Here is a 26,996-nt window from a genome sequence, read left to right on the forward strand (position 1 = left end):
GGTGATCTGCATCACATTTTTATATTTAAACTCCTGACATTCTTTATTCCAATACTGGAGTGTTTTTATTTTCCATTACCAGAAGCGAAACACTTATATACATAATTCTTTTTACCCCCTGGCTGGAGAATGCTGGACAATGGCTAACATTGAAATCAGACAAGAAGCGCCGACTGCTTTTTATATAAAAGTACACGATACCGATAATGTCGCAATCATCGTTAACGATAATGGATTAAAAGCGGGAACGCGTTTTCCTGACGGTCTGGAATTAATTGAACATATTCCTCAGGGGCATAAAGTGGCGCTGGTGGATATTCCGCAGAACGGTGAAATTATCCGCTACGGCGAAGTCATCGGCTACGCGGTGCGCGATGTCGCCAAAGGCAGCTGGATCGACGAATCCACGGTCACCCTGCCGAAAGCGCCGCCGCTGAACACGCTGCCGCTGGCCACCCGAGTACCGGAGCCGCTGCCGCCGCTGGAAGGTTACACCTTCGAAGGTTATCGCAACGCTGACGGCAGCGTCGGCACCAAAAACCTGTTAGGCATCACCACCAGCGTGCACTGCGTAGCGGGGGTTGTGGACTACGTGGTGAAAATTATCGAGCGCGACCTGCTGCCGAAATACCCGAACGTTGACGGCGTGGTCGGTCTGAACCATCTGTACGGCTGCGGCGTAGCGATTAACGCCCCGGCCGCCGTGGTACCGATCCGCACCATTCATAATATTGCGCTGAACCCGAACTTCGGCGGCGAGGTGATGGTGGTTGGCCTCGGCTGTGAAAAACTGCAGCCGGAGCGCCTGCTGGAAGGTACGGAAGACGTGCAGAGCATCCCGGTCGACAGCGCCAGTATCGTGCGTCTGCAGGACGAGCAGCACGTGGGCTTTAAATCGATGGTCGACGATATCCTGCAGGTTGCGGTGCGTCATCTGGAAAAACTCAACCAGCGCCAGCGCGTCACCTGCCCAGCCTCCGAGCTGGTGGTGGGCATGCAGTGCGGCGGCAGCGACGCCTTCTCCGGCGTGACCGCTAACCCGGCGGTGGGCTACGCTTCCGATCTGCTGGTCCGCTGCGGCGCGACCGTAATGTTCTCGGAAGTGACCGAAGTTCGCGACGCCATACATCTGTTAACCCCGCGCGCCATCAACGAAGAGGTGGGCAAGCGCCTGCTCGAAGAGATGGCCTGGTACGATAACTATCTCGATATGGGCAAAACCGACCGCAGCGCCAACCCCTCACCGGGGAACAAGAAAGGTGGGCTGGCGAACGTGGTTGAAAAAGCGCTGGGCTCTATCGCCAAATCCGGCAAAAGCGCCATTGTGGAAGTGCTGTCGCCGGGCCAGCGCCCGACCAAACGCGGCCTGATTTACGCCGCTACGCCGGCCAGTGATTTTGTCTGCGGCACCCAGCAGGTGGCTTCCGGCATTACCGTGCAGGTGTTCACCACCGGGCGCGGCACGCCGTACGGCCTGATGGCGGTACCGGTCATTAAAATGGCCACCCGCACGGAGCTGGCGAACCGCTGGTATGACTTAATGGACATCAATGCGGGCACTATCGCCACCGGCGAAGAGAGCATTGAAGAGGTGGGCACCAAGCTGTTCCACTTCATCCTGGACGTGGCGAGCGGGCGTAAGAAAACCTTCTCGGATCGGTGGGGGCTGCACAACCAGCTGGCGGTGTTTAACCCGGCGCCGGTGACTTGATCGCACCCGCCAACGGACGGGGGTAGCCTCTGCGCTACCCCTTTTTTATTCCGCCAGCGCCACCAGAATCACGTCGACGCCGATTTTACGCAGCCCTTCCAGGCTCTCTTGCGGGATCCCTTCATCGACGATAATGATATCGACGCGGTGCATATCAATGATTTTGTGCAGGCTCGAACGGTTGAATTTGCTGGAGTCGGTAACCACGATGATCTTCTCCGCCACCTCGCTCATACGCCGATTCAGCCGCGCTTCATCTTCATTATGGGTACTGATCCCTCGCTCGAGATCGATAGCATCGACCCCGAGGAACAGCATGTCGAAGTGGTAATTCTGTAGCGACTGCTCCGCCTGGTCGCCATAGAAAGACTGCGACTGGCGACGCAGATGCCCGCCGGTCATCAGCAGCTCCACCCCTTCCGCTTCCAGCAGCGCGTTGGCAACGTTCATCCCGTTGGTCATCGCAATCACGTCGCTATGCTGGCGCAGCAGACGCGCGATTTCATAGGTTGTGGTGCCGGAGTCCAGAATCACCCGGTGGCCCGGCTTGATAAATTCCACGGCCGCTTTCGCAATGCGGCGCTTGACCGCCGTATTGAGGGAGCTTTTATCTTCAACGGAAGGTTCGATGCCCGGCGTGTTGCCGTCGCAAATCAATGCGCCGCCGTAGGCGCGTACGGCAATGCCCTGCTTTTCCAGAAAAGCCAGATCGTTACGGATAGTCACGGTGGAAACGCCGAACAAGCCGGAAAGATCGTTCACCTGCACACTTCCCTGCTGTCGCAACCGCTGGATGATCTGCTCGCGCCTTTCGCTGGTCCCGGAAACCCGCTTATCGACAGAAGAGTCGGTGTTGCTCATAAGAAATCCTTTGGTCAAATTCTTTCGTTTCATTTCGTTTTGTCTATTAACGCCTTTCCTTTATCGGAATGCAAGCCTTATAAAGGGCATGAGTACGCAGAAATAACTCCCACCAATCTTTCATTGTGTTTCTTTTGTGAAACAGATCGGAAAACTATTATCTTTCGTTTTATTTTTATAACACCATGATGCAGTATCAAATGAAACAAAACGAAAGATCGATGTCGCAGTTATCTGACCTGGAGAGGAAAGTGAAACATCTGACTGAAATGGTGGAACAGCATAAACGGGGGAAGACAAATGGGATTTATGCCGTTTGTTCCGCGCATCCACTGGTACTGGAATCCGCAATCCGTTATGCCCACGCCAACCGCACGCCACTGCTGATCGAAGCAACCTCTAACCAGGTTGATCAATTCGGTGGCTATACGGGGATGACCCCGGCCGATTTTCGCGACTTTGTTTATCGTCTGGCAGAGAAATTCCATTTTCCTCAGACGCAGCTGATCCTGGGCGGTGACCATCTTGGCCCCAACCGCTGGCAGAATCAGCCCGCCGCCGTGGCGATGGCCCATGCTGACGATCTGATTAAAAGCTACGTCGCGGCAGGGTTTAAAAAGATCCACCTCGATTGCAGTATGTCCTGCGAAGGCGACCCGGTTCCCCTGACGGACGCGATCGTCGCCGAGCGGGCCGCGCGTCTGGCGAAAATCGCGGAGGAGACCTGCATTGCCGAGTTTGGTGAAGCGGACCTGGTCTACGTGATTGGTACGGAAGTGCCGGTGCCCGGTGGCGCGCATGAAACATTAACTGAGTTAGCGGTCACCACGCCTGAAGCCGCCCACGCCACGCTCGAGGCCCATCATCACGCCTTTGAAAAGCAGGGGCTGAGCGCCATCTGGCCGCGCATTATTGCGCTGGTGGTGCAGCCCGGCGTCGAATTCGACCATACCCACATCATTGATTACCAGCCGCAAAAGGCCGCTGCGCTGAGCAAAATGGTCGAAGGCTATGAGACGCTGATCTTCGAAGCACACTCCACCGACTACCAGACGCCGCAGTCGTTGCGCCAGCTCGTGATCGATCACTTCGCCATCCTGAAGGTCGGCCCGGCGCTCACCTTCGCCCTGCGCGAAGCGCTGTTTTCACTGGCGGCCATTGAAGAAGAGCTGCTGCCGGCTAAAGCCTGCTCCGGCCTGCGCCATGTACTCGAAAACGTGATGCTTGACCGCCCGGAGTACTGGCAGAGCCACTACCACGGCGACGGCAATGCGCGCCGTCTGGCGCGCGGCTACAGCTATTCCGACCGCGTTCGCTACTACTGGCCTGATGAGCAAATTGATGACGCCTTTGAACGGCTGGTGCGTAACCTGGCCGACGAACCGATCCCGCTGCCGCTCATCAGCCAGTATTTACCGTTGCAGTACATCAAAGTCCGCGAGGGGGATCTCAACGCCACACCGCGAGAACTTATCATCAGCCATATTCAGGACATACTGCAGCAGTACCACGCCGCCTGCCAGGGCGTAGCGTCCGATAACGAATAACAACAAAGAGGAAAAACGTGATGCCAAATATTGTTCTTAGCCGTATTGATGAACGCCTGATTCACGGTCAGGTTGGCGTGCAGTGGGTCGGGTTTGCGGGGGCAAATCTGGTGCTGGTCGCCAACGACGAAGTCGCTGAAGACACCGTACAGCAGAACCTGATGGAAATGGTGCTGGCCGAAGGCATTGCCGTGCGCTTCTGGTCTCTGCAAAAAGTGATCGACAACATCCACCGCGCCGCCGACCGGCAGAAAATCTTGCTGGTCTGCAGAACCCCAGCCGATTTCCTCAAGCTGGTCGAAGGCGGCGTGCCTATCACCCGCATCAATGTGGGCAACATGCACTACGCCGAAGGTAAACAACAAATAGCCAAAACGGTTTCCGTTGACGCCAGTGACATCAACGCTTTTAACGGTCTGAAAGCCGCTGGCGTGGAGTGTTTCGTCCAGGGCGTACCGACAGAACCGGCTTTGGATCTCTTTAAACTACTTTGAGGGATTCACAATGGAAATCAGTCTGTTGCAGGCTTTTGCTTTAGGCATCCTCGCCTTTATCGCTGGCCTGGATATGTTCAACGGCTTAACGCACATGCACCGCCCGGTGGTACTTGGACCGCTGGTCGGCCTGATTCTGGGCGATCTGCATACCGGTATTTTAACCGGCGGTACGCTAGAACTGGTGTGGATGGGGCTGGCCCCGCTGGCGGGCGCTCAGCCGCCGAACGTGATTATCGGCACTATTGTGGGCACCACGTTTGCCATTACCACCGGCGTGAAGCCTGACGTCGCGGTCGGCGTTGCCGTGCCTTTCGCCGTCGCGGTGCAAATGGGCATTACCTTCCTGTTCTCCGTGATGTCCGGCGTGATGTCCCGCTGCGACCGTATGGCGGCAAATGCCGACACCGACGGGATTGAACGCGTCAACTATCTGGCCCTGCTGGCGTTAGGGATTTTCTACTTCCTCTGCGCGTTTCTGCCGATCTACTTTGGGGCAGAGCACGCGAAAACCGCCATTGACGTTCTGCCGGAGCGCCTGATTGACGGCCTGGGCGTAGCAGGCGGCATCATGCCCGCTATCGGCTTTGCCGTACTGCTGAAAATCATGATGAAGAACGTCTACATCCCCTACTTCATTATCGGTTTCGTTGCCGCGGCCTGGCTCAAGCTGCCGGTGCTGGCGATCGCCGCCGCCGCGCTGGCCATGGCGCTGATTGACCTGCTGCGTAAATCCCCTGAACCGACTCAACCTACGGCACAGAAAGAGGAATTCGAAGATGGCATCTAATCAACAGACTCTGCCGAACGTATCCGACAATGAAGATACGCTGCTGACCGGCGTCAATGAAAACGTCTATGAAGACCAGAGTATTGGCGCAGAGCTGAGCAAAAAAGACATTAATCGCGTGGCCTGGCGTTCCATGCTGCTGCAGGCGTCCTTTAACTACGAACGTATGCAGGCTTCCGGCTGGCTATACGGCCTGCTGCCCGCGCTGAAAAAGATCCACACCAACAAACGCGACCTGGCGCGCGCCATGAAAGGCCACATGGGCTTCTTTAACACCCACCCTTTCCTGGTGACGTTTGTGATCGGCATTATTCTGGCGATGGAGCGCTCTAAGCAGGACGTTAACAGTATTCAGAGCACCAAAATTGCCGTGGGCGCACCGCTGGGCGGCATTGGCGATGCGATGTTCTGGCTCACCCTGCTGCCTATCTGCGGCGGTATCGGCGCCAGCCTGGCGTTACAGGGTTCTATTCTTGGCGCCGTGGTGTTTATCGTGCTGTTTAACGTGGTGCATCTCGGCCTGCGCTTCGGGCTGGCGCACTACGCCTATCGCATGGGCGTTGCCGCCATCCCGCTTATCAAGGCGAACACCAAAAAAGTGGGCCACGCGGCGTCTATCGTCGGGATGACGGTGATCGGCGCACTGGTCGCGACCTATGTGCGGCTGAACACCACGCTGGAAATCAAAGCCGGTGACGCCGTGGTCAAGCTCCAGGCTGACGTTATCGACAAGCTGATGCCCGCTTTTTTACCGCTGGTCTATACCCTGACCATGTTCTGGTTGGTCCGCCGCGGCTGGAGCCCGCTGCGTCTTATCGCCATTACCGTGGTGCTCGGCGTGGTCGGTAAATTCTGTCACTTCCTGTAAAGCAAAAGAGGTTTGAGATGTTAGGTATTATTTTGACGGGGCACGGCGGTTTTGCCAGCGGCATGGAAAAAGCGATGAAGCAGATCCTCGGCGAGCAGTCGCAGTTTATCGCCATCGATTTTCCTGAAACCTCGACTACCGCGCTGCTGACCTCACAGCTGGAACAGGCGGTAGCTTCTCTGGATGACCAGCAGGATATCGTTTTTCTGACCGACCTGCTCGGCGGCACGCCGTTCCGCGTGGCCTCGACCCTCGCTATGCAAAAGGCCGGGCGAGAAGTCATTACCGGCACCAACCTGCAGCTGCTGCTGGAGATGGCCATGGAGCGCGATGGGCTAAGCAGCGAAGACTTTCGTCTCCAGGCGCTGGAGTGTGGCCATCGCGGCTTGACCAGCCTGGTGGATGAACTGGGACGCTGCCGCGAGGAGTGCCCGGTAGAGGAAGGCATATGACGCACATTCTCCGCGCCAGACGCCTGCTGACGGAACACGGCTGGCTGGATGACCACCAGCTGCGGATGGCGGAAGGGGTTATCACCGCCATCGAACCCATTCCGTCAGGCGTTACGGTACGCGACGTCGAGCTCTTGTGCCCGGCCTATATCGACATCCACGTCCACGGCGGCGCTGGCGTTGATGTGATGGACGACGCGCCGGATACGCTCGATATCCTGGCCCGCCATAAGGCGTGTGAGGGCGTTGGCAGCTGGCTTCCTACCACCGTCACCGCCCCGCTGGCGTCCATTCACAGCACGCTGGCGCGGATCGCCCAACGCTGTCATGAAGGTGGCCCCGGCGCGCAGGTGCTGGGAAGCTATCTTGAAGGCCCGTACTTTACCCCGCAGAACAAAGGTGCCCATCCGCCTGCGCTGTTCCGCGAGCTCAATCGCCTCGAGCTGGATGAGCTGATTGCCGTCTCCCGGCAGACCCTGCGGGTGGTGGCGCTGGCGCCGGAGAAAAGCGATGCGATACAGGCCATTAAGCATCTGAAGCAGCGCGGTATACGCGTGATGCTGGGGCACAGCGCCGCCAGCTGGGAGCAGACCCGCGCCGCATTCGACGCGGGTGCCGACGGGCTGGTGCACTGTTACAACGGCATGACCGGCCTGCATCATCGAGAGCCGGGGATGGTTGGCGCAGGATTAACCGACCCGCGCGCGTGGCTGGAACTTATCGCGGATGGGCATCATGTTCATCCGGCGGCCATGCAAGTGTGCTGTTGCTGCGCCAAAGAGAGAGTGGTGCTGATTACCGACGCCATGCAGGCGGCCGGTATGCCCGACGGCGATTACACGCTATGCGGCGAGGAGGTCACCCTGCGCGGCGGCGTTGTCCGCACCGCCGCGGGCGGCCTGGCGGGCAGCACGCTGTCGGTCGATGCCGCGGTGCGCAATATGGTCGAGTTGACGGGAGTGACCCCGGAAGACGCTATCCATATGGCTTCGCTGCATCCCGCGCGCCTGCTGGGCATTGACCGCCAGGTTGGGTCACTCGCGGTCGGCAAACGTGCGAGCCTCATCGCACTAGATAGCCGCCTACATCTGCAACGGTTATGGATTCAGGGGCAGCCTTTCGCCTTCTGACCTTTCGTTTATCACCAGGGCCTGCGCTTAGTCCGTGTAAGGCCTTTCTTTTCCTTTCGTACCTCAAATATCCCACCCGTGGCGATCGTAGCTTAATCGCTAAGTATCAATGAGATAAATGATTCTTTCGTTTTACGATCACAAATTTCGTTTTATTTCACATCACATCATTGAACTTTCGTTTTCTTTTCTATAGATTTTAATTAACAGATAGCGTTCATAAGTGAAACGAAACGAAAGATAGCGACATTATGCCAGCGTCTGATGTGGAATTTACAAGACTAAGGACTTACGTTATGCCCGAAACCTATATCCCCGCTGCCGCCACAACCGGTACCTGGACAGAAGAAGAGATCCGCCAGCAGCCCGCTAGCTGGATCCGCTCGCTGAAAAATATCGACGCGATGCGATCCGCCATCGACGCCTTCCTGGCGCCGCTGGTGCGTAAACCCGACCTGCGAATCGTCCTGACCGGCGCCGGGACGTCAGCATTTATCGGCGAAACCATCGCCCCCTGGTTATGCCGTCAGACCGGGAAAAACATCAGCGCGGTGCCAACCACCGACCTGGTCACCAATCCCATGGACTATCTGAACCCGGCGCATCCGCTGCTGCTGGTTTCCTTCGCACGCTCGGGCAACAGCCCGGAAAGCATGGCGGCCGTTGAGCTGGCAAACCAGTTCGTCCCAGAGTGCTACCACCTGTCGATCACCTGTAACGAAGCGGGCAGCCTGTACCAGAATCTGGTCGACAGCGACAACGCATTTGCCCTGCTGATGCCAGCCGAAACCCACGATCGCGGCTTTGCCATGACCAGCAGCATCACCACCATGATGGCCAGTTGCCTGGCCGTATTCGCGCCAGAGAAAATCAACGCTCAGACCTTCCGCGACGTGGCCGATCGCTGTCAGGCGATCCTCACCTCACTCGGCGATTTCAGCGGCGGCGTGTTTGGTAACGGGCAGTGGAAACGGATTGTCTATCTCGGCAGCGGCGGGCTACAGGGCATTGCACGTGAGTCCGCGCTGAAGGTTCTGGAGCTCACGGCAGGCAAGCTGGCGGCGTTTTACGACTCGCCGACCGGCTTCCGCCACGGCCCAAAATCGCTGGTTGATGGTGAAACGCTGATCGTGGTGTACATCTCCAGTCATCCTTACACCCGCCAGTACGATCTCGATCTGCTGGCGGAACTGCGCCGCGATCGGCAGGCCATGCGGGTGGTGGCTATCGCCGCCGAAAGCGATGCGGTCATCGAAGCCGGGCCGCACATTCTGCTGCCGTCGGCGCGCCAGTTTAACGATATGGAGCTGGCCTTCTGCTTCCTGGTTTACGCCCAGGTTTTCGCCCTCACCCAGTCCCTGTCTGTCGGTAATACGCCGGATACGCCGTCTGCAAACGGCACCGTCAACCGCGTCGTGCAGGGCGTCATCATTCATCCCTGGCAGGCTTAAGAGGATCGCACTATGAGTATTATTTCCACCAAATATCTGCTGCAGGATGCCCAGGCTAAAGGCTACGCGATACCGGCATTTAACATTCACAACGCCGAAACGATCCAGGCGATCCTCGAAGTGTGCAGTGAAATGCAGTCACCGGTGATCCTCGCCGGTACCCCTGGCACCTTTAAACATATTGCGCTGGAAGAGATCTACGCATTGTGCAGCGCGTATTCCACCAGCTTTGATATGCCGCTGGCCTTACACCTGGATCACCATGAATTGCTGGAGGATATTCGTCGCAAGGTCAATGCTGGCGTGCGCAGCGCGATGATCGACGGTAGCCACTTCCCGTTTACCGATAACGTCGCGCTGGTGAAATCGGTGGTTGATTTCTGCCACGCGCACGATTGCAGCGTTGAAGCCGAACTGGGCCGCCTGGGCGGCGTGGAAGATGACATGAGCGTGGACGCCGAAAGCGCCTTCCTGACCGACCCGCAGGAGGCCCGACGCTTTGTCGAGCTGACCGGCGTCGACAGCCTGGCCGTGGCCATCGGCACCGCACATGGCCTTTACGCTAAAACGCCAAAAATCGATTTCCAGCGGCTGGCGGAAATTCGTGAAGTAGTCGACGTGCCGCTGGTGCTGCACGGCGCAAGCGACGTGCCGGACGAATACGTGCGCCGCGCCATCGAGCTAGGGGTATGCAAAGTGAACGTCGCCACCGAGCTGAAAATCGCCTTCGCGGCGGCGGTGAAAGAGTGGTTTGCCGAGAACCCTCAGGGCAATGACCCGCGCTACTACATGCGCGTGGGCATGAACGCGATGAAAGAAGTGGTGCGCAGTAAAATTCACGTTTGCGGATCGGCACATAAAATGATGGCGGATCCCCTGGTAGGGTAAAGCCACACCGCTAACACAGCCGCCAGATGCCGCCTTTCTTTGCGCCTACACGTTGCAGTTTGCCTCTTTGCTGCAACGTTTGCAGCGCTCGTTCGACCGTTCTGGCGGAAACATTAGCATCCTGAGCAATACTTTTCGCCGTCACCGTGGGTTGGGCGGCGATTTTCTGTAAAATCAGCACTTCCAATGCCGTCAGCTTTTCTTCCGACATTTCTTCCGACATTTCTTCCGACATTCCTGTCGGTTTACCTAATCCTTCTTGTAGCGCGGCAATAATATTGCCCAGCATAAATTCAATAAACGGAGTACAGTCGCTTGCTTTATCACATTGCCCTAACACCTGATAATAGCGCTCCTGCTGATAGTGAATCAGTGTTTCAACAGGAAGCCATCCCAGTTCCTCACGCCATTCACTTAAAATCAATGTCTGCCACAAGCGTCCCATTCTGCCATTACCGTCAGCAAAAGGATGAATAAACTCAAACTCATAGTGAAACACGGCGCTGGCAATAAGCGGATGAATATCCGTTTCCTGCAACCACAGCAGCAAATCATTTATCAAGCGTAATACCTGCGATGCAGGCGGCGCCATATGGACCAGCCGTTCACCGCGGTATATCCCCACGCTACCTGAACGCAGCTGGCCTGGCGCATCCACAAGTCCCGCCATAAGCATGCGATGGGCGCTCTGCAGATCGACAAGCTGATGGCTTTTCCAGGCCAGCATTTTGTCGTAGGCCAGGAGGGCATTTCTGACTTCCTGAATATCTTTTGCCGGCGCAAGGACTCGCTTCCCCTCCATTAATGCCGTCACCTGATCGGCAGTTAACGAGTTATGCTCAATAGCCAGCGAAGCCTGAATGGTACGGATACGATTCTCTTTGCGCAGCAAAGGGGATGTGCGCCCCGACATCGCCGCCCAATGACCTATAAGCTCACCAATTTCAATAACCTGATTGAGCATTAATGGTGTTACGCTAAAAGGCGGTTTGTAGGCGCTCACATTTACTCCCCTTGCTGCTCCAGCGCGTACTTATACAGCGCATTCTTCTTCACGCCGTGTATCTCTGCCGCCAGTGCCGCCGCTTTCTTCAACGGCAGCTCTTTTTGTAACAACGCCAGCGTACGCAGCGCATCAGCCGGGAGGTCATCTTCTTGCGCTTTATGCCCTTCGACAATCAGCACCATTTCGCCCTTACGACGGTTTTCATCTTCTTTGACCCACGCCAGCAGTTCGCCGACCGGCGCGCCGTGGATGGTTTCCCAGGTTTTGGTCAGTTCGCGCGCCAGCACCACGTAGCGGGATTCGCCCCACACGGCGACCATATCTTCCAGGCTATCCAGCAGGCGGTGGGTGGATTCATAAAAAATCAGCGTACGCGGTTCTGCTTCAATGGCTTTCATCGCGTCGCGGCGGCCTTTGGATTTCGCAGGCAGGAAGCCTTCGTAGCAGAAGCGATCGGACGGCAGACCGGCAGCGCTCAGCGCGGCAATCGCCGCGCATGGGCCAGGGAGCGGCACCACGCGGATGCCCGCTTCGCGGCAGGTGCGTACCAGATGATAGCCCGGATCGTTAATCAGCGGCGTGCCGGCATCGGAAACCAGCGCGATGTTCTGACCTTCTTTGAGCTTCGCCACCAGCGTTTCGGCTTTTTGTTGCTCATTGTGATCGTGTAAAGCAAACAAACGGGCGTTAATCGCGAAGTGTTGCAGCAATAAACCGGTGTGCCGCGTGTCTTCAGCCGCAATTAAATCAACAGCTTGCAATACTTCGAGCGCTCGTTGGGTAATATCAGCCAAATTTCCGATAGGAGTAGGTACAATAAAGAGTTGGCCTTGAGAATTATCCGCCGATTCGTGTTGTTTCATTGTTTCGTCCGTATTGCCGATTTAATATTGAGCATTGCGTAAAAAATATCACTGGATACAGTATGGTACCCTCAACATTTTCTCGTATGAAAGCCGCGCGTTGTCTGCCGGTTATCCTGGCTGCGCTGATTTTCGCAGGCTGTGGAACCCAGCAGCCCGCCGATCAGAGTGCCGCCCAGCTTCAGGGCGCGACGCAGGCTGATTCCGGCTTTTACCTGCAGCAGATGCAGCAAAGTTCGAATGATAGCAAGACCAACTGGCAATTACTCGCCATTCGTGCACTGCTGAAAGAAGGTAAGAGCCAGCAGGCGCTGGAGTTGTACAACCAGCTGCCGAAAGAACTGAACGCCGCCCAGCGTCAGGAGCAGTCGCTGCTGGCCGTTGAAATCAAGCTCGCGCAGAAAGATTACGCCGGCGCTCAGGCGCTGCTGCAGCCGCTGAAAGCCGATGATTTCGACAGCGCTCGCCAGGCCCGTTTCTGGCAGGACGTCATCACCGCCGAGCAGGGCAAACCGTCCCTGACGCTGCTGCGCGCCCTGGTTGCCCAGGCGTCGCTGCTGACTACTCCGCCAGAAAAACAGCAGAATAGCGACGCCACCTGGCAAGCGCTCTCCGCCATGACACAGCAGCAGGCCTACGCGCTGGTGATCAACGCGGATGAAAACGATCTGCGCGGCTGGCTGGATCTGCAGCGCATGTGGTTTGATAACCGCAACGATCCGGACATGCTGAAGGCGGGCATCAAAGACTGGCAGACCCGCTACCCGCAAAACCCGGGGGCGAAGGTGCTGCCGTCGCAGCTGGCCAACGTGCAGAACTTCAAGCCGGCGTCGGTGAATAAAATCGCCCTGCTGCTGCCGTTGAGCGGCCAGGCGTCGGTCTTTGGCCGAACCCTTCAGCAGGGTTTTGAAGCGGCGAAAAACGGCGTGATGCCGGTCAGCGGCAGCGCGGTACCGGAGCAGGTTGCCCAGGCGGCCTCCGCGTCGGTCGTGAGCCCATCGCAGGCTGAAATTAGCGATCTGACCAGCCCGCAGACCCAAACGCCGGAACAGACTGCGGCCTCCCCAGCGCCGGTTCAGGCCGCCGCTGAGCCAGAAACAACCGCCGAACAGACCAGCGAAACGCCAGCCGCACAGCCGCAGGCCGTCACCAGCGTGGCGGCGAATCCGTCAGCGGAACTGAAAATCTACGACACCTCTTCCCAGCCGCTGAACCAGATTCTGGCGCAGGCGCAGCAGGACGGCGTCAGCCTGGTGGTCGGCCCGCTGTTGAAAAACAACGTCGACGAGATGCTGAAAAGCAACACCTCTCTCAACGTGCTGGCGCTTAACCAGCCGGAGTCGGTCACCAGCCGCGCCAATATCTGCTACTTCGCCCTTTCGCCGGAAGATGAGGCCCGCGACGCCGCGCGCCATATCCACGACCAGGGCAAACAGTCTCCGCTGCTGCTGGTTCCGCGTAACGCCCTCGGCGATCGCGTTACCCAGGCCTTTGCCGACGAATGGCGCAAGCTGGGCGGCGGTACGGTCCTGCAACAGAAATTTGGTTCGCTCTCTGAGCTGCGCGGCGGCGTCAACGGCGGCTCCGGCATTTCCCTGTCGGGAACGCCGGTGGCCTCTACTCAGCCACAGCCGCAGAGCGTCACCATCGGCGGGCTGACCATTCCGGCCGCGCCAACCGATGCACAAATCACCGGCAGCAGCAAAGTCGATGCCGCCTATATTCTGGCAACACCGGAAGAGATCGCCTTTATCAAGCCGATGATTGCGATGCGTAACGGCAGCCAGAGCGGCGCAATGCTGTACGCCAGCTCGCGCAGCGCCCAGGGCACTGCGGGCCCGGACTTCCGTCTGGAGATGGAAGGTTTACAGTATAGCGAAATCCCGATGCTGGCCGGCAGCAACCCGGCGCTGATGCAGCAGGCGCTGCGCGCGGTCAACAATGACTACTCGCTGGCGCGCCTGTACGCGATGGGCGTTGACGCCTGGGCGCTGGCCAATCATTTCTCTGAGATGCGCGGCGTGCCGGGCTTTGAGCTGAACGGCAATACCGGCGATCTGAGCGCCAGCCAGGACTGCGTGATTAACAGGAAGTTATCATGGCTCAAATACCAGCAGGGGCAAATCGTCCCGGCCAGCTAACCCGCAAACAGACCGGTGACGCCGCGGAACTGCGCGCGCGTCGCTGGCTGGAGCGTCAAGGGCTCTGTTTTATCGCCGCCAACGTCCATGAGCGCTGCGGCGAGATCGACCTGATTATGCGTGAAGGGGCGGTGACGGTGTTTGTTGAAGTTCGTTACCGCGCTTCCAGTGCGTTTGGCGGCGCGGCCGCCAGCGTCACCCGCTGCAAACAGAACAAACTGTTACAGACCGCCCGTTTGTGGCTTGCCCGCCATAATGGGAGTTTTGATACTGTGGATTGCCGTTTCGATGTGATAGCCTTCACGGGCAATGAGATCGAATGGTTTCAGAACGCTTTTAGCTTATAGAATGTAAAGGGATATCGTGCTCGAAAGAATCAAAGTGTGCTTCACCGAAAGCATCCAGACCCAAATCGCCGCGGCGGAAGCGCTCCCGGACGCTATCTCCCGAGCCGCGATGACCCTGGTACAGTCGCTGCTGAACGGCAACAAAATTCTCTGTTGTGGTAACGGTTCATCCGCGGCCAACGCACAGCATTTTGCGGCCTGCATGATCAACCGTTATGAAACTGAGCGTCCCGGTTTACCGGCGATTGCACTAAATACGGATAACGTGGTCTTAACGGCAATCGCTAACGATCGCCTGCATGATGAAATCTATGCCAAGCAGGTGCGCGCGCTGGGTCACGCCGGTGATGTGCTGCTGGCTATTTCTACGCGCGGCAACAGCCGCGATATCGTGAAAGCGGTTGAAGCCGCCGTGACCCGCGACATGACCATCGTGGCCCTGACGGGCTACGACGGCGGCGAGCTGGCCGGTTTGCTGGGCCAGCAGGATGTGGAAATTCGCATCCCGTCGCACCGCAGCGCGCGCATTCAGGAAATGCACATGCTCACGGTGAACTGTCTGTGCGATTTAATTGATAACACCCTTTTCCCACACCAGGACGACTAAGGAGAACACATGAAGGTAATTTCGACCCTCGCGGTCCTGATTTCCGCACTGCTGCTCCAGGGATGCATTGCAGCCGCCGTTGTTGGCACCGCTGCAGTGGGGACCAAAGCCGCAACAGACCCGCGCACGGTGGGAACTCAGGTGGACGACAGCACGCTGGAAGTTCGCGTTAACAGCGCCCTGTCGAAAGATGAACAGATTAAGAAAGAAGCGCGTATCAACGTGACCGCTTATCAGGGCAAAGTGCTGCTGACCGGACAAGCTCCGGACCTCAGCCTCGCGACCCGCGCGAAGCAGATTGCGGTAGGCGTGGATGGCGCCACCGAAGTGTTTAACGAAGTGCGTCAGGGCCAGCCAATCAGCCTCGGCACCTCTTCGTCCGACACCTGGATCACCACCAAAGTCCGCTCGCAGCTGTTAACCAGCGATCAGGTGAAATCCTCGAACGTGAAGGCCACCACTGAAAATGGTGAAGTGTTCCTGATGGGCCTGGTGACCGACCGCGAAGGCAAAGCCGCGGCCGACATCGCCAGCCGCGTGAGCGGCGTGAAGCGCGTCACCACCGCGTTTACCTACATCCAGTAATCCGCACTACTGCCCGGCAGCTTTACTGCCGGGCTATTTCTCTCAGCTGACGCGACGTCAGAATCGTGACCGGTGAGGTTCCCGGACTCTTCGCCATTTTCAGCATCGCTTGCGCCACATCCTGCGCAGCAATCGCTTTCCAGTTGCCCGGCAGCAGACTAAACAGCGGCGCCAGCAGACGCTCGTTCAGCCGCGGTGTACCGCTGCGTTCCCCCAGCAGCATTGAAGGACGAGCGATCGTCAGCCGCGGCCAGCCCTGTTCAATCAAGGCCGACTCCATCTCTCCCTTCACCCGGTTGTAGAAAAACAGCGAGTTGGCGTTAGCCCCCAGCGCGCTGACCACCAGCAGCTGCTGTGCGCCCAGCCGCAAACCGGCCTGCGCGGTTTCCAGCACCAGCTCATAATCGACGTGGGTGAACGCGGCTTTTGAGCCCGCGTCGCGTATCGTGGTGCCGAGGCAGCAAAATACCGTATCAACGGCTGAGGTGACCTGCGCCAGCGCGGCGCTGAGATCCGGGTCATGCGGATTCTCAATGCCGAAGGCGTGCTCCAGCGGATGACGCGTGGGCGCAATAATCGATTCCACTTGCGCCTCGTGGCGTAGCAGGTTAAGTAAGTGCCCACCAACTAAGCCGGTGGCACCGGTGATAAGTACGTGGTGCATAAAGAAGCTCCGTGTATTCCCCAGCCTCACAGAGCGAGGCTGGGGGGCATTTATCCATTACGTCTGTGGCGATACATCCCTATTAATTTATAGGCAGCCGGAATGATAAACAACGACAGCAGCGGCGCGGTGATCATCCCGCCAATCATCGGCGCGGCGATACGGCTCATCACTTCAGAACCCGCGCCCGTTCCCCACAGTATGGGCAATAACCCGGCAATAATCACGGCGACGGTCATCGCTTTTGGCCGCACGCGCAGCACCGCGCCGTGGTACAGCGCCTCGTCCAGCCCCTGCTCGGTGAAGGTTTCCGGCCGCTGGAGTCTGGGGTCGGCCTCTACGGCGTGACGCAGATACATCAGCATCACCACGCCAAACTCCGCCGCCACCCCGGCCAGGGCGATAAACCCGGTGCCGGTTGCCACCGACATATGGAACCCCTGCCAGTAAAGGAACCAGATGCCGCCCACCAGCGCAAACGGCAGGCTCATCAGAATCAGCAGCGCTTCCTCCACCCGCCGGAAGGCCAGATAGAGCAGGATGAAGATAATCATCACCGTCATCGGCACCATCAGCTTAAGCTTTTTATTCGCGTGCTCCAGCAGTTCAAACTGCCCGGAAAACGCCACGCTGGTTCCCGGCTTGAGGGTCACGTTCTGGCTAATGGCCGCCTGGAGGTCGCGCACCACCGAAACCATATCGCGATCGCGCGCGTCGATGTAGATCCAGCTCGCCGGACGGGCGTTTTCCGTTTTCAGCATCGTTGGTCCGGAAACCACCTGCACCTTCGCCACATCGCCCAGCGTAATCTGCTGCTTCGCGGGCGTCAGAATCGGCAGCTGACGCAGCGCCGTCGGGCCGTCGCGGAAACCCTGCGGATAACGGATGTTGATCGGGTAACGCGCCACGCCTTCGACGGTTTCCCCCACGGTCATCCCGCCGATGGCCGACGAGACAAACAGCTGCACATCCCCCACGGTCATGCCGTAACGCGCCGCTTTCTCGCGGTCGATATCCACGTCGATATAGCGCCCGCCTTCCAGCCGCTCCGCCAGCGCGGAGACCACGCCCGGTACTGTTTTCGCCACCGTTTCAATACGCTGGGCCGCGTCATCGATATCCGCCAGCGAGGTCCCCGAGACTTTAATACCGATCGGGCTTTTAATACCGGTCGAGAGCATATCAATACGGTTGCGAATCGGCGGCACCCACAGGTTCGCCAGCCCCGGCAGACGCACGGTGGCGTCCAGCTCATCGATAATTTTGTCGAGGGTCATCCCTGGCCGCCACTGCTCCTGCGGCTTGAGCTGGATGGTGGTTTCAATCATCTCCAGCGGCGCGGAGTCGGTCGCCGTTTCCGCCTTCCCCGCCTTACCGAACACCGATGCCACCTCCGGCACCGTTTTAATCAGCTTATCGGTTTGCTGCAACAGCACCGCCGCCTGCCCCGGCGAAATGCCCGGCAGCGTCGAGGGCATATACAGCAGATCGCCCTCGTTAATCTTCGGCAGAAACTCACCGCCCACCTTGCTCAGCGGCCAGAGAACGGTAAACATCGACAGCACCGCCACCAGCAGCGTCAGCTTCGGCCACTTTAAGACCTTCAGCAGCAGCGGGTGATAGAGGGCTATCAGCAAACGGTTCAGCGGGTTGCGCGACTCCGGTGGAATTTTTCCCTTAATCCAGAAGCCCATCAGAATCGGGATCACCACGATCGCCAGCGCCGCCGCTCCGGCCATGGCGTAAGTTTTGGTAAACGCCAGCGGGCCAAACAGCCGCCCTTCCTGACCTTCAAGCGTAAAGATTGGAATAAACGACAGGGTGATGATCAGCAGGCTAATAAACAGCGCCGGCCCCACTTCCACCGCCGCGTCGGTAATCTCTTTCCAGCGCGTGGCGTTGTCCATCTGCGCGTCGGGATGCGCTTCCTGCCAGTGCTCCAGCCGCTTGTGAGCGTTCTCGATCATCACGATCGCCGCGTCGACCATCGCCCCCACCGCAATCGCGATACCGCCAAGCGACATGATGTTGGCGTTGAGCCCCTGGAAATGCATGACGATAAACGCAATGCACAGCCCCAGCGGCAGCGAGACGATCGCCACCAGCGCCGAGCGCACGTGCCAGAGGAACAGCGCGCAGACGACCGCCACCACGATAAACTCTTCAATCAGCTTTCCGCGCAGGTTGTCGATTGCCCTGTCAATCAGCTGGCTGCGATCGTAGGTGGTCACCACTTCCACGCCTTCCGGCAGGCTTTTTTGCAGCGCGGCCAGCTTCTCCTTGACCGCCGTAATCACGTCGCGGGCGTTCTTGCCTGAGCGCAACAGCACCACGCCGCCCGCCACTTCGCCTTCGCCGTTCAGTTCGGCAATACCGCGGCGCATTTCCGGGCCAATCTGCACCCGGGACACGTCCATCAGGTAGACCGGTACGCCGTTTTCCCCCGCTTTCAGGACGATATGGTTAAAGTCTCCCAGGCTTTTGAGGTAGCCGGTCGCGCGCACCATATATTCCGCTTCGGCGATTTCAACCGATGAACCGCCCGCTTCCTGATTCGAAGCGCTGAGTGCCTGTTTGACCTCGCCCAGGCTGATACCGTATTGGGCGAGCTTCATCGGGTCGACCTGCACCTGATACTGTTTCACCACGCCGCCGACCGACGCCACTTCGGCGACGTTAGGGATGGTTTTCAGCTCATACTTGAGGAACCAGTCCTGCAGCGAGCGCAGCTCCGCCAGATCGTGCTTGCCGCTTTTGTCGACCAGCGCATACTCAAAGATCCAGCCGACGCCGGTGGCGTCCGGGCCAATCTCCGAGCTGACGCCCTGCGGTAATTTGCCCTGCACCTGGTTGAGGTACTCCAGCACGCGCGAGCGCGCCCAGTACAGGTCGGTGCCGTCTTCAAAAATGACGTACACGTAGGAGTCGCCGAACTGCGAGAAGCCGCGCACGGTCTTCGCCCCCGGCACCGACAGCATGGTGGTGGTGAGCGGATAGGTGACCTGATTTTCCACAATCTGCGGCGCCTGCCCCGGATAGCTGGTTTTGACGATCACCTGCACGTCCGAGAGGTCCGGCAGCGCATCCACCGGCGTATTCACTATCGTCCAGCCGCCCCAGAGGCTGAGAAACAGCACGCCCATCATCACCAGAAAACGGTTGGCGACCGAGCGCCGGATAATCCATTCAATCATCGCCGTCTCCTTAATGCCCGGCATGGGCATCGGCGGTATGCCGCATGCGGTCCAGCGCGCCGCTGATATTGGCTTCGGAGTCAATCAGGAACAGACCGTTGAGCACCACCGACTCTCCTTCCGTCAGGCCGCTGGCGATCCCCGTCTGATGCTGTGACTCATGCAGCACCTGAATCTTCTTCGGCACAAACTCGCCGTTGCTGGCCACGGTAATTACCCGCTGCTCGTCGCCGGTATCAATGACCGCCTGTGACGGGATCAGCAGCATGTCGTCGCTTTGCGTATTCAGTTTCAGGTAAGCGTTCATCCCCGGCTTCAGCAGTTCGCCCGGGTTGTTGACCTGCAGGCGCACCTGCACGGTGCGGGTGGTCTGATCGACGCTCGGTAAAATGGACCATTTCTGGATCGGGAAGGTTTTATCGGGATAGGCGGGGATCGCCACCGTGAACTGCGTCGAGTCCTTCAGCAGCCAGGCCGTGGACTCCGGCACCGCGGCGCTGATCCACACCGGATCCATGCCCTGGATTTGCGCCACCACGTTATCTTTGGCGATGTTCATCCCGCTTTTCAGACTGAAGGCGGTCAGCACGCCATCAATCGGCGCGTTGAGGGTAAAGCGCGTCTGCACCCGGCGAGTGATGCGCATCCGCTGGATATCCGATTCCGGCATGCCGGCCAGGCGTAGCCGTTCCAGCACGCCCTCCAGCTGGGTTGCCGTGCCGCCCGAGTTAGCCAGCAGCAGGTATTCACTCTGCGCCTCGACCCAGGACGGAATCGTCACCTCCACCAGCGGCGTGCCTTTGCGTACCTTGTCACCGACCGTGAGCGGGAAGACCTTTTCGATAAAGCCTTCGGCGCGCGCCTGCATAATCACAAACTGGTATTCGTTATAGCTGACGTTCGCTGGCAGAGTCTGGCTGTAGGTCAGCCGCCCTTTCGTCACCGTCGCAGTACGCATGCCCAGATTGTGCACCTGAGTGGGATCGATACGTACGCCATTCGTGGAAGTCTCGCCCCCTTCGTCGGCGTATTTCGCCACCAGGTCCATATCCATAAACGGTGATTTCCCCGGCTTATCGAAGCGCACATCGGGCTTCATCGGATCGTACCAGTAGAGCACCTTGCGCTCGGCGGGCGAGGCTTTAGCCTGCTCACCAGGAGCGGCCAGGTGACCAATAGCCGACGCGGCCAGCCCGCCCACGATCAGGCTACAGACGATCGCCGCCGTATATTTTAATTGAGCTTTTGTCATAGCCATCAGCGCGTTTTAATGTCCTGAAGAAGGGAAATATTCCCCTGCTGAATGAAGCTGAAGTCCACGCGGCTGCCCTCTTTGAGCTGTTCGATCGCGGGCGTCAGTTCGCTGTAGGTAAAGCGCATGGTCATCGCCGGCCAGTTAACTTCCGCAATCGCCTCATGTTCGATGGTGATTTTCTTCGCCTGTTTATCAATGAGCTTCACGACGCCGGTACCGTTAATCACCGCCGGTTTCGCGCTCATATCCATCATTTGTTCGTGGCCGTCATGCTGCATTTCCGCCGCCTGAACGTTCATCGCCATCGCCATAAAAATGCCGCCGAGCAGAGTCGTAAAATGACGCATTATTGAAGTCTCCTGAATAAGGGTTAGGCTTTCCAGCCGCCGCCAAGGGCGCTGAATAAATTGATTTCATTAACCTGTTGGGAATAAACCAAATCGAGAATGGCCTGCTGCGTGGTGAATATTGAACGCTCCGCATCGAGCACTTCGATATAGCTCACCGCGCCGCTGGCATATAACGCACGCGCGCGTTGTAAGGTAATTTGCAGCGAGGTTAAATAACGCTGCTGGGCGATGAGTTGCCCCTGAATGCTGTCGCGAAGCGAAAGCGCATCCGCCACCTCTTTAAACGCCGCCTGAATTTTTTGCTCGTAGCTCACCGCCGCCTGCCGCTGCTTGACGTTTGCCAGCGCGAGGTTGGCTTCATTCCGCCCGGCGTTGAAAATCGGCAGGTCTATCTTCGGCACAAAGCTCCACATACCGCTCGCCGCATTAAACAGGCTGGAGAGCGATCCGCTGCTGGTCGATACGCCGCTGGTCAGGGTGATGGAGGGGAAAAACGCCGCGCGGGCCACGCCGATATTGGCGTCGGCGGCGCGCAGCTGGTGCTCGGCCTCCATGATATCCGGGCGCTGCAGCAGGATCGTCGATGGCAGATTCGCCGGTAGCGCCAGCGGCTTCACCGCCCCGCTTTGCGGGCGGTCATTTAGCGGCGTGTTATAGGTGCCAAGCAGCTGTTGCAGTAAATGGTTGGCCTGCGCCAGCTCGCCTTCCCGCTTGGCGATATCGGCGCGGGTGCTTTCCATCACGCCGCGCGCTTGTTCCAGCGCCAGCACGTTAGTGCTGCCGGTCACCAGCTGTTGTTCTACAAAGCCGTAGGACTGCTGATAGTTGCGCAGCGTCTCGTGAGCAATAGCCAACTGTGCGGCCAGACGGCGCTGGTTGAAGTAGGCCTGAGAAACGTTGGTCACCACCACAATTTGCGCGGCGCGCTGGGCCGCCTGACTGGCGAAAACGTTCTGCCTGTCGGCTTCGCTCATATTTTTCAGCTTGCCGAAAAAGTCCAGCTCGTAGCTCAGGTTCAGCCCAACGTCATAACTTTTCGCGGTGGCGTCGCGGCCTTGCAGATCGCCTTTGTAGTTCGCGGCAGAAGCGCCGTCCAGCTGCGGATAGCGCCCGGCGTCGGTGACGTTGTACTGCGCACGCGCGGCCTCAATGTTGAGCATCGCCATGCGCAGGTCGCGGTTGTTGCGCAGCGCAACATCGATTAACTGCTTTGCCTGCGGGTCGACAAAAAAGGTTTGCCAGCCGGTCTCCTGCCAGCTGCCGCCGGTCGCAACCAGCGTGCCCGTAGACAGAGAAAATTGTTGGGGAACGATATTTTCGGGCTGCTGGTAATCCGGCGCCAGCGAAGTGCATCCGGCCAGAATAAACGCCATCAGCAGCGTCAAAGGTTTTGCTTTCAACATGTCACGTCCTGTTTGGCCTAATGACGACACCTTACCGGAGTGACTCTGATGGCAACCTGACAGGATAATGACAAAGTTGTCATTTACGCGGCGGGAGAACGTGATCTACCCGGCGAAAATGCGAGCCAAAGAACGGTCTCGACGTTTATATTGGTTAAAAATAAAAATATGGGCGGCCAGAAGGTCGTCGCGATCACGTTTACTCAATTAAAACGCCAGAGCGCTCACAAATTAACGCCAGGTTGCGGGGAAGTGTATTTCTCTGGAAAAATACGAGATCAATATTTTCATAGAGTTATAAAACGGAGGATAATTTTCCCTGTGAGACGCTCAGCATAAACAGACGATACTCACCCTTTCGCCATAATAGAACGTTGTTTCACGTAAATAGCGCTCCTATCATCATTTTCATTCTTCTTTTTACCCGTCATTACCTCTGTTCAGGGATGAAATAATACCTACCGCAAAACCGGAGTCTGTCAATGAAATACAAAACAAAAGCGCTTGGTTTAGCTCTGCTGTGTACCCTTTCACAGAATGCCTTCAGCGAACAGCTCGACGTCTGGATCCGCGCCAGCAATGATTCAAAGGTGATTTATCAAAAGCTCGCCGACCAGTTCCAGAAAGAGACCGGAATTACCATCAAATACTTCAACGCCGTCACCGACTTTGACCAGCGGCTGGCCCGCGCGGCAACCGGTAACGCGCTGCCGGACGTGGTGTTCAACGATGCCATTATCGTCGGCCAGATGGTGCAACTGGGTATCGTTGATGAAATTAAACCGGGCGAGCTGAAAGGCGGCGGCGACGTTTACGAGGCGGCGTGGAAATCGGCCCAGCTGCCGGACGGAAAGTACTACGGTGTCCCCACCTCCGCGCACACCTACGCGCTGTTTATCCGCCAGGACTGGCTGAACAAACTCAACCTCAAGGCCCCCACCAGCTGGGATGAGCTGAAAAAAGTCGCGCAGGCGTTTACCCACGACGACCCGGACGGCAACGGTAAAAATGATACTTACGGCTTCACCATGCCGCTGTCTACCACCCGTGGCTACGCCAGCTCGTTCTCTTCCTCCTACCTCTGGCAGGCGGGGGCTAACTACTTAGTTGCCACCCAGCCGGGGAAATTTAAGGCCGCGCTCGACAGCAAAGAGATGGTCACGGCGATGGAATTTATGCGCGGGATGGTGTGCGAAGGGCTGGCGCAGCCGGGGGCGATTAATCACACGACCGCCGACGCCAACACCACGTTCCGTTCCGGGCAAACCGGCATGTACTCCTCCGGCCCGTACCATATTGCGCTGTTCGATAAAGATCCGGGCAAAGAGACCTACACCGTGGTGCCGCCTCCGGCAGGCCCCGGCGGCGCAACCTCCATGGCGGAAGGCACCACCGCGTTCCTGATGAAAACCAGCCAGCGCAAAGCGGCAGCGAAGAAATTCCTCGAGTTTCTGATCTCGCCGGAAGGGCAGAAGATCGGCATGGCGACCGACAGCACCTCGATGCCGATCGTCCGTCTGCCGATTAACAAGACGCTGAATATCAAGGATTACCATGACGATCCGCGTTGGGAAGTGTTCGCCGAAACCTACGCGAAAGACGGTCGTTATATGCCGCAGATCCCCAACTGGATCCCGGTACGGCAAATTACCGCCGATGGCTTTAACAAAATTTACGCCCGCTGCGACGGCGATATTCCGGCGGTGCTGAAAGAGATCAACGGTAAGGTCAACGAGGAGCTGAAGCGGCAGAACGCGTGGGCCGAATAAACCCGGCTTTTCGCATTCGGTTCTTCCGTCCCCCTTCACTCCTCATTAGAATGGCCCCATCACACAGCGGCGGCGGAGGGCGCGTGAAAATTCTGGTGGTGGAAGACGAGGTCAAAACCGGGGAGTACCTGTGCAAGGGGCTGACGGAAGCGGGTTTTGTCGTCGATCGCGCCGACAATGGCCTTAACGGCTATCATCTGGCGATGACCGGCGACTACGACCTGCTTGTGCTGGATATTATGCTGCCCGACGTCAACGGCTGGGACATCGTGCGTATGCTGCGCGCCGCCAACAAAGGTATGCCGATTCTGCTGCTGACGGCGCTCGGCACCATTGAGCACCGGGTGAAGGGGCTGGAGCTGGGCGCCGATGATTACCTGGTGAAACCGTTCGCCTTTGCTGAGCTGCTGGCGCGCGTGCGCACTCTGCTGCGGCGCGGCGCGGCGCCAATCGTCGAAAGTCAGTTTCAGGTCGCCGATCTCACGCTCGATCTGGTCTCGCGTAAGGTCACCCGCGGCAATACCCGCATCACGCTCACCAGCAAAGAGTTTACCCTGCTGGAATTCTTCCTGCGCCATCAGGGGGAAGTGCTGCCGCGCTCGCTGATCGCTTCGCAGGTGTGGGATATGAACTTCGATAGCGATACCAACGTGATTGACGTTGCCGTCAAACGCCTGCGCGCCAGAATTGATAACGACTTCACGCCCAAGCTGATTCAGACCGTGCGCGGCGTCGGCTATGTGCTAGAGGTTCGCGATGAAGGCTAGCCTGCGCCGCCCGTTCTCGCTGGCCACCCGCCTGACCTTTTTTATCAGCCTGGCCACCATCATCGCCTTTGCCGCTTTTACCGGCATTATGCTGCACTCGGTGGAAAAACACTTTGCCGAGCAGGACGTCAGCGACCTCAAGCAGGTCAACGCCACGCTTAACGCGCTGCTCACCGCGCCGGAAACATCGGAAGCGGAAAAGCTGGCCAATATCGACAGCGCGCTGGCGGGCTACCGTAATACCGCCGTGCTGCTGACTACCCGGGAAAACCCGCAGCTTTACCGCTCGCCCGGCGGGCCGGATCTGTCGCCGATCCTCTCAAGCGCCCATTTTGCCACCGAACTTAAGACCGAACAGATGTTCCGCTGGACCGGCGGCGGCATGCGCCCTATGGCGGAGCACGGCGGCGATGCCGGCCAGCCCACCACCTACCGGGTGATTGCTTCGACCATCCGCGCGCACGACCAGACCTACACGCTGCTGACCGCGCTATCGATCGACTTCCACCTGCACTATCTTGATCAACTCAAGCGTAACCTGATGATGATCGCCACCGCTATCAGCCTGTTGATTATCGTGATCGTACTGATCGCCGTGCGCAAAGGCCACCAGCCGCTGCGCGACGTGAGTATGGCGATCAAAAACATTACCTCGGAAAATCTTGATGTGCGGTTGGATCCCACCCGCGTGCCGATCGAACTGGAACAGCTGGTGATGTCGTTTAATCAGATGATCGGCCGGATCGAGGACGTGTTCCGCCGTCAGGCCAATTTCTCTGCCGATATCGCCCACGAAATGCGCACGCCTATCACCAATCTGGTCACCCAGACCGAGATCGCGCTAAGCCATACGCGTACGGTGAAAGAGCTGGAAGATGTGCTCTACTCCAGCCTGGAGGAGTACAACCGGATGGCCAAAATGGTCAGCGATATGCTGTTTCTGGCGCAGGCGGATGAAAATCTGCTGACTCCCGAGCGCGTACCGCTGGATCTGCAAAGCGAAACCAGCAAGGTGTTTGAGTTCTTTGAAGCATGGGCCGAAGAGCGCGAGGTGAAGCTCTGCTTTGTTGGGCAATCGTCGCTCATTGCCGGCGATCCGTTGATGATCCGCCGGGCAATCAATAACCTGCTGTCCAATGCCATCCGCTATACCCCGCGCGGAATGTCAGTCACCGTGCAGGTGAGTGAAGTCGACGATCGCGTGGTGTATCGCGTTGAGAATCCGGGCACGCCGATTGCGGCGGAGCATTTACCGCGCCTGTTCGATCGGTTTTATCGGGTCGATCCGTCGCGGCAGCGGAAAGGTGAAAACAGCGGGATCGGGCTGGCGATCGTCAAGTCGATCGTCCGGGCGCATGGCGGGAAAATTAGCGTGACGTCCGATACCGTCGCCACGCGCTTTATCATTGAGCTACCGCGGCTTTAGTCGCGCAGCCAGTGAAGCTTCTTACCGAAACCGAGGGTGTTGTCGGTAAACTTCAGCTCGTCGAGGCGCAGCTCCCACACCGGGGCCGAGAGCATGCGGGCCACCGGGAAGCGGCGGACGTACAGCGCGCGTTTCTGCTCGGCCTCTTCGCCTTCCAGCAGGCAGATGTGGCCCTTAAACTGCACGCCGCGAATCAGCGCCACCGTTTTCGGCTGGCCGTTGACCGTGCCCGCTACCGGCGCCTGCTTGCCGGTCATCTGCCCGTGGCGCGTGGTCTCTTCGCTCAATAGATAGAACGCCACCCGCTGCGGGTCATAAACGTAGAACGCGTTGGCGCACCACAGCTCGCCTTCACTCGCCACGCACCAGCCGACAACGTGTTGTTTTGCCAGCCAGCGGCTAATGGTTGCCAGGGTTTCCATCTGTT

Annotated in this window: 25 protein-coding genes; 16 read left to right on the plus strand and 9 right to left on the minus strand. The window is 58.1% G+C overall.

Annotated features, from left to right (window positions below):
* The first annotated feature begins 139 nt into the window (after nt 1-139).
* Entirely contained in the window at nt 140-1,711 is a 1,572-nt protein-coding gene (garD, locus tag ACK5JN_RS00970) for a galactarate dehydratase (protein ID WP_416868430.1), read from the plus strand.
* Between the two features lie 45 nt (nt 1,712-1,756).
* On the opposite strand, the gene ACK5JN_RS00975 is transcribed toward garD, so the two are convergent.
* On the minus strand, nt 1,757-2,572 hold the full coding sequence (locus tag ACK5JN_RS00975) for a DeoR family transcriptional regulator (protein WP_416868431.1): 816 nt from the start codon (nt 2,570-2,572) through the stop codon (nt 1,757-1,759).
* A gap of 221 nt (nt 2,573-2,793) precedes the next feature.
* Between ACK5JN_RS00975 and kbaZ the strand changes: the two genes are divergently transcribed.
* The 8 genes from kbaZ to kbaY all read left to right on the plus strand — a co-directional run bounded on the left by kbaZ (nt 2,794) and on the right by kbaY (nt 10,192).
* The gene (kbaZ, locus tag ACK5JN_RS00980) at nt 2,794-4,119 is read left to right on the plus strand and encodes a tagatose-bisphosphate aldolase subunit KbaZ (protein WP_416868432.1); all 1,326 of its coding nucleotides are present in this window, start codon (nt 2,794-2,796) and stop codon (nt 4,117-4,119) included.
* A 20-nt stretch (nt 4,120-4,139) separates the two neighbouring features.
* On the plus strand, nt 4,140-4,613 hold the full coding sequence (gene agaV / locus ACK5JN_RS00985) for a PTS N-acetylgalactosamine transporter subunit IIB (RefSeq protein WP_416868433.1): 474 nt from the start codon (nt 4,140-4,142) through the stop codon (nt 4,611-4,613).
* Nucleotides 4,614-4,623: 10 nt separating this feature from the next.
* Entirely contained in the window at nt 4,624-5,403 is a 780-nt protein-coding gene (agaW, locus tag ACK5JN_RS00990) for a PTS N-acetylgalactosamine transporter subunit IIC (RefSeq protein ID WP_416868434.1), read from the plus strand.
* A complete protein-coding gene (gene agaE / locus ACK5JN_RS00995) occupies nt 5,393-6,271 on the plus strand; it encodes a PTS N-acetylgalactosamine transporter subunit IID (RefSeq protein WP_416868435.1) in 879 nt (292 codons plus the stop codon). The genes agaW and agaE overlap by 11 nt, the downstream gene beginning before the upstream one ends.
* Before the next feature lie 17 nt (nt 6,272-6,288).
* Nucleotides 6,289-6,723: a PTS galactosamine/N-acetylgalactosamine transporter subunit IIA gene (gene agaF / locus ACK5JN_RS01000; protein ID WP_416868436.1), complete on the plus strand. Its 435-nt coding sequence runs from the start codon at nt 6,289-6,291 to the stop codon at nt 6,721-6,723.
* Nucleotides 6,720-7,853, plus strand: coding sequence for an N-acetylglucosamine-6-phosphate deacetylase (gene nagA / locus ACK5JN_RS01005; protein ID WP_416868437.1), 1,134 nt, complete (start codon nt 6,720-6,722; stop codon nt 7,851-7,853). Before agaF ends, nagA begins: the two co-directional genes overlap by 4 nt.
* A gap of 296 nt (nt 7,854-8,149) precedes the next feature.
* On the plus strand, nt 8,150-9,304 hold the full coding sequence (locus tag ACK5JN_RS01010) for an SIS domain-containing protein (protein ID WP_416868438.1): 1,155 nt from the start codon (nt 8,150-8,152) through the stop codon (nt 9,302-9,304).
* A 12-nt stretch (nt 9,305-9,316) separates the two neighbouring features.
* Entirely contained in the window at nt 9,317-10,192 is an 876-nt protein-coding gene (gene kbaY / locus ACK5JN_RS01015) for a tagatose-bisphosphate aldolase subunit KbaY (protein ID WP_416868439.1), read from the plus strand.
* A 10-nt stretch (nt 10,193-10,202) separates the two neighbouring features.
* On the opposite strand, the gene ACK5JN_RS01020 is transcribed toward kbaY, so the two are convergent.
* Nucleotides 10,203-11,195 (minus strand): Fic family protein, encoded by a 993-nt coding sequence (locus ACK5JN_RS01020; RefSeq protein WP_416868440.1) that lies wholly within the window; start codon nt 11,193-11,195, stop codon nt 10,203-10,205.
* 2 nt (nt 11,196-11,197) lie between these two features.
* Entirely contained in the window at nt 11,198-12,061 is an 864-nt protein-coding gene (gene rsmI, locus ACK5JN_RS01025; protein WP_191238088.1) for a 16S rRNA (cytidine(1402)-2'-O)-methyltransferase, read from the minus strand.
* A gap of 62 nt (nt 12,062-12,123) precedes the next feature.
* Here rsmI and ACK5JN_RS01030 point away from each other — a divergent pair, with 62 nt between their 5' ends.
* Genes ACK5JN_RS01030 through dolP form a run of 4 tightly spaced genes read left to right on the plus strand, consistent with a single transcriptional unit; the run spans nt 12,124 to nt 15,741 of the window.
* Complete coding sequence (locus tag ACK5JN_RS01030) at nt 12,124-14,202, plus strand: penicillin-binding protein activator (protein ID WP_416868441.1); 2,079 nt, start codon at nt 12,124-12,126, stop codon at nt 14,200-14,202.
* Nucleotides 14,160-14,549, plus strand: a complete 390-nt coding sequence (locus ACK5JN_RS01035; protein ID WP_416868442.1) for a YraN family protein — start codon at nt 14,160-14,162, stop codon at nt 14,547-14,549. The genes ACK5JN_RS01030 and ACK5JN_RS01035 overlap by 43 nt, the downstream gene beginning before the upstream one ends.
* A gap of 16 nt (nt 14,550-14,565) precedes the next feature.
* Nucleotides 14,566-15,156, plus strand: a complete 591-nt coding sequence (gene diaA, locus ACK5JN_RS01040) for a DnaA initiator-associating protein DiaA (protein WP_064542037.1) — start codon at nt 14,566-14,568, stop codon at nt 15,154-15,156.
* 9 nt (nt 15,157-15,165) lie between these two features.
* The gene (dolP, locus tag ACK5JN_RS01045) at nt 15,166-15,741 is read left to right on the plus strand and encodes a division/outer membrane stress-associated lipid-binding lipoprotein (RefSeq protein ID WP_064542035.1); all 576 of its coding nucleotides are present in this window, start codon (nt 15,166-15,168) and stop codon (nt 15,739-15,741) included.
* 22 nt (nt 15,742-15,763) lie between these two features.
* Here dolP and ACK5JN_RS01050 read toward each other — a convergent pair whose 3' ends face one another.
* The 5 genes from ACK5JN_RS01050 to ACK5JN_RS01070 are packed head-to-tail and all read right to left on the minus strand — an operon-like array spanning nt 15,764 to nt 22,607.
* The gene (locus ACK5JN_RS01050; RefSeq protein WP_416868443.1) at nt 15,764-16,405 is read right to left on the minus strand and encodes an NAD(P)H-binding protein; all 642 of its coding nucleotides are present in this window, start codon (nt 16,403-16,405) and stop codon (nt 15,764-15,766) included.
* 50 nt (nt 16,406-16,455) lie between these two features.
* Complete coding sequence (locus ACK5JN_RS01055) at nt 16,456-19,599, minus strand: CusA/CzcA family heavy metal efflux RND transporter (RefSeq protein ID WP_416868444.1); 3,144 nt, start codon at nt 19,597-19,599, stop codon at nt 16,456-16,458.
* 10 nt (nt 19,600-19,609) lie between these two features.
* Nucleotides 19,610-20,851: an efflux RND transporter periplasmic adaptor subunit gene (locus ACK5JN_RS01060; protein WP_416868445.1), complete on the minus strand. Its 1,242-nt coding sequence runs from the start codon at nt 20,849-20,851 to the stop codon at nt 19,610-19,612.
* Nucleotides 20,852-20,856: 5 nt separating this feature from the next.
* A complete protein-coding gene (locus tag ACK5JN_RS01065; protein ID WP_416868446.1) occupies nt 20,857-21,201 on the minus strand; it encodes a copper-binding protein in 345 nt (114 codons plus the stop codon).
* Nucleotides 21,202-21,224: 23 nt separating this feature from the next.
* Nucleotides 21,225-22,607: a Cu(I)/Ag(I) efflux RND transporter outer membrane protein gene (locus tag ACK5JN_RS01070; protein ID WP_416868447.1), complete on the minus strand. Its 1,383-nt coding sequence runs from the start codon at nt 22,605-22,607 to the stop codon at nt 21,225-21,227.
* A 482-nt stretch (nt 22,608-23,089) separates the two neighbouring features.
* Here ACK5JN_RS01070 and ACK5JN_RS01075 point away from each other — a divergent pair, with 482 nt between their 5' ends.
* The 3 genes from ACK5JN_RS01075 to ACK5JN_RS01085 all read left to right on the plus strand — a co-directional run bounded on the left by ACK5JN_RS01075 (nt 23,090) and on the right by ACK5JN_RS01085 (nt 26,569).
* The gene (locus tag ACK5JN_RS01075) at nt 23,090-24,376 is read left to right on the plus strand and encodes an ABC transporter substrate-binding protein (RefSeq protein WP_416868448.1); all 1,287 of its coding nucleotides are present in this window, start codon (nt 23,090-23,092) and stop codon (nt 24,374-24,376) included.
* A gap of 83 nt (nt 24,377-24,459) precedes the next feature.
* Nucleotides 24,460-25,143, plus strand: coding sequence for a copper/silver response regulator transcription factor (locus ACK5JN_RS01080; protein WP_416868449.1), 684 nt, complete (start codon nt 24,460-24,462; stop codon nt 25,141-25,143).
* Nucleotides 25,133-26,569, plus strand: coding sequence for a Cu(+)/Ag(+) sensor histidine kinase (locus ACK5JN_RS01085; protein ID WP_416868450.1), 1,437 nt, complete (start codon nt 25,133-25,135; stop codon nt 26,567-26,569). Before ACK5JN_RS01080 ends, ACK5JN_RS01085 begins: the two co-directional genes overlap by 11 nt.
* On the opposite strand, the gene ACK5JN_RS01090 is transcribed toward ACK5JN_RS01085, so the two are convergent.
* Nucleotides 26,566-26,991, minus strand: coding sequence for a YhbP family protein (locus tag ACK5JN_RS01090; RefSeq protein ID WP_416868451.1), 426 nt, complete (start codon nt 26,989-26,991; stop codon nt 26,566-26,568). The genes ACK5JN_RS01085 and ACK5JN_RS01090 overlap by 4 nt on opposite strands.
* Nucleotides 26,992-26,996 lie beyond the last annotated feature (5 nt).

Origin of the sequence: Kluyvera sp. (assembly GCF_047971185.1) — a bacterium.
Taxonomy (GTDB): domain Bacteria; phylum Pseudomonadota; class Gammaproteobacteria; order Enterobacterales; family Enterobacteriaceae; genus Kluyvera.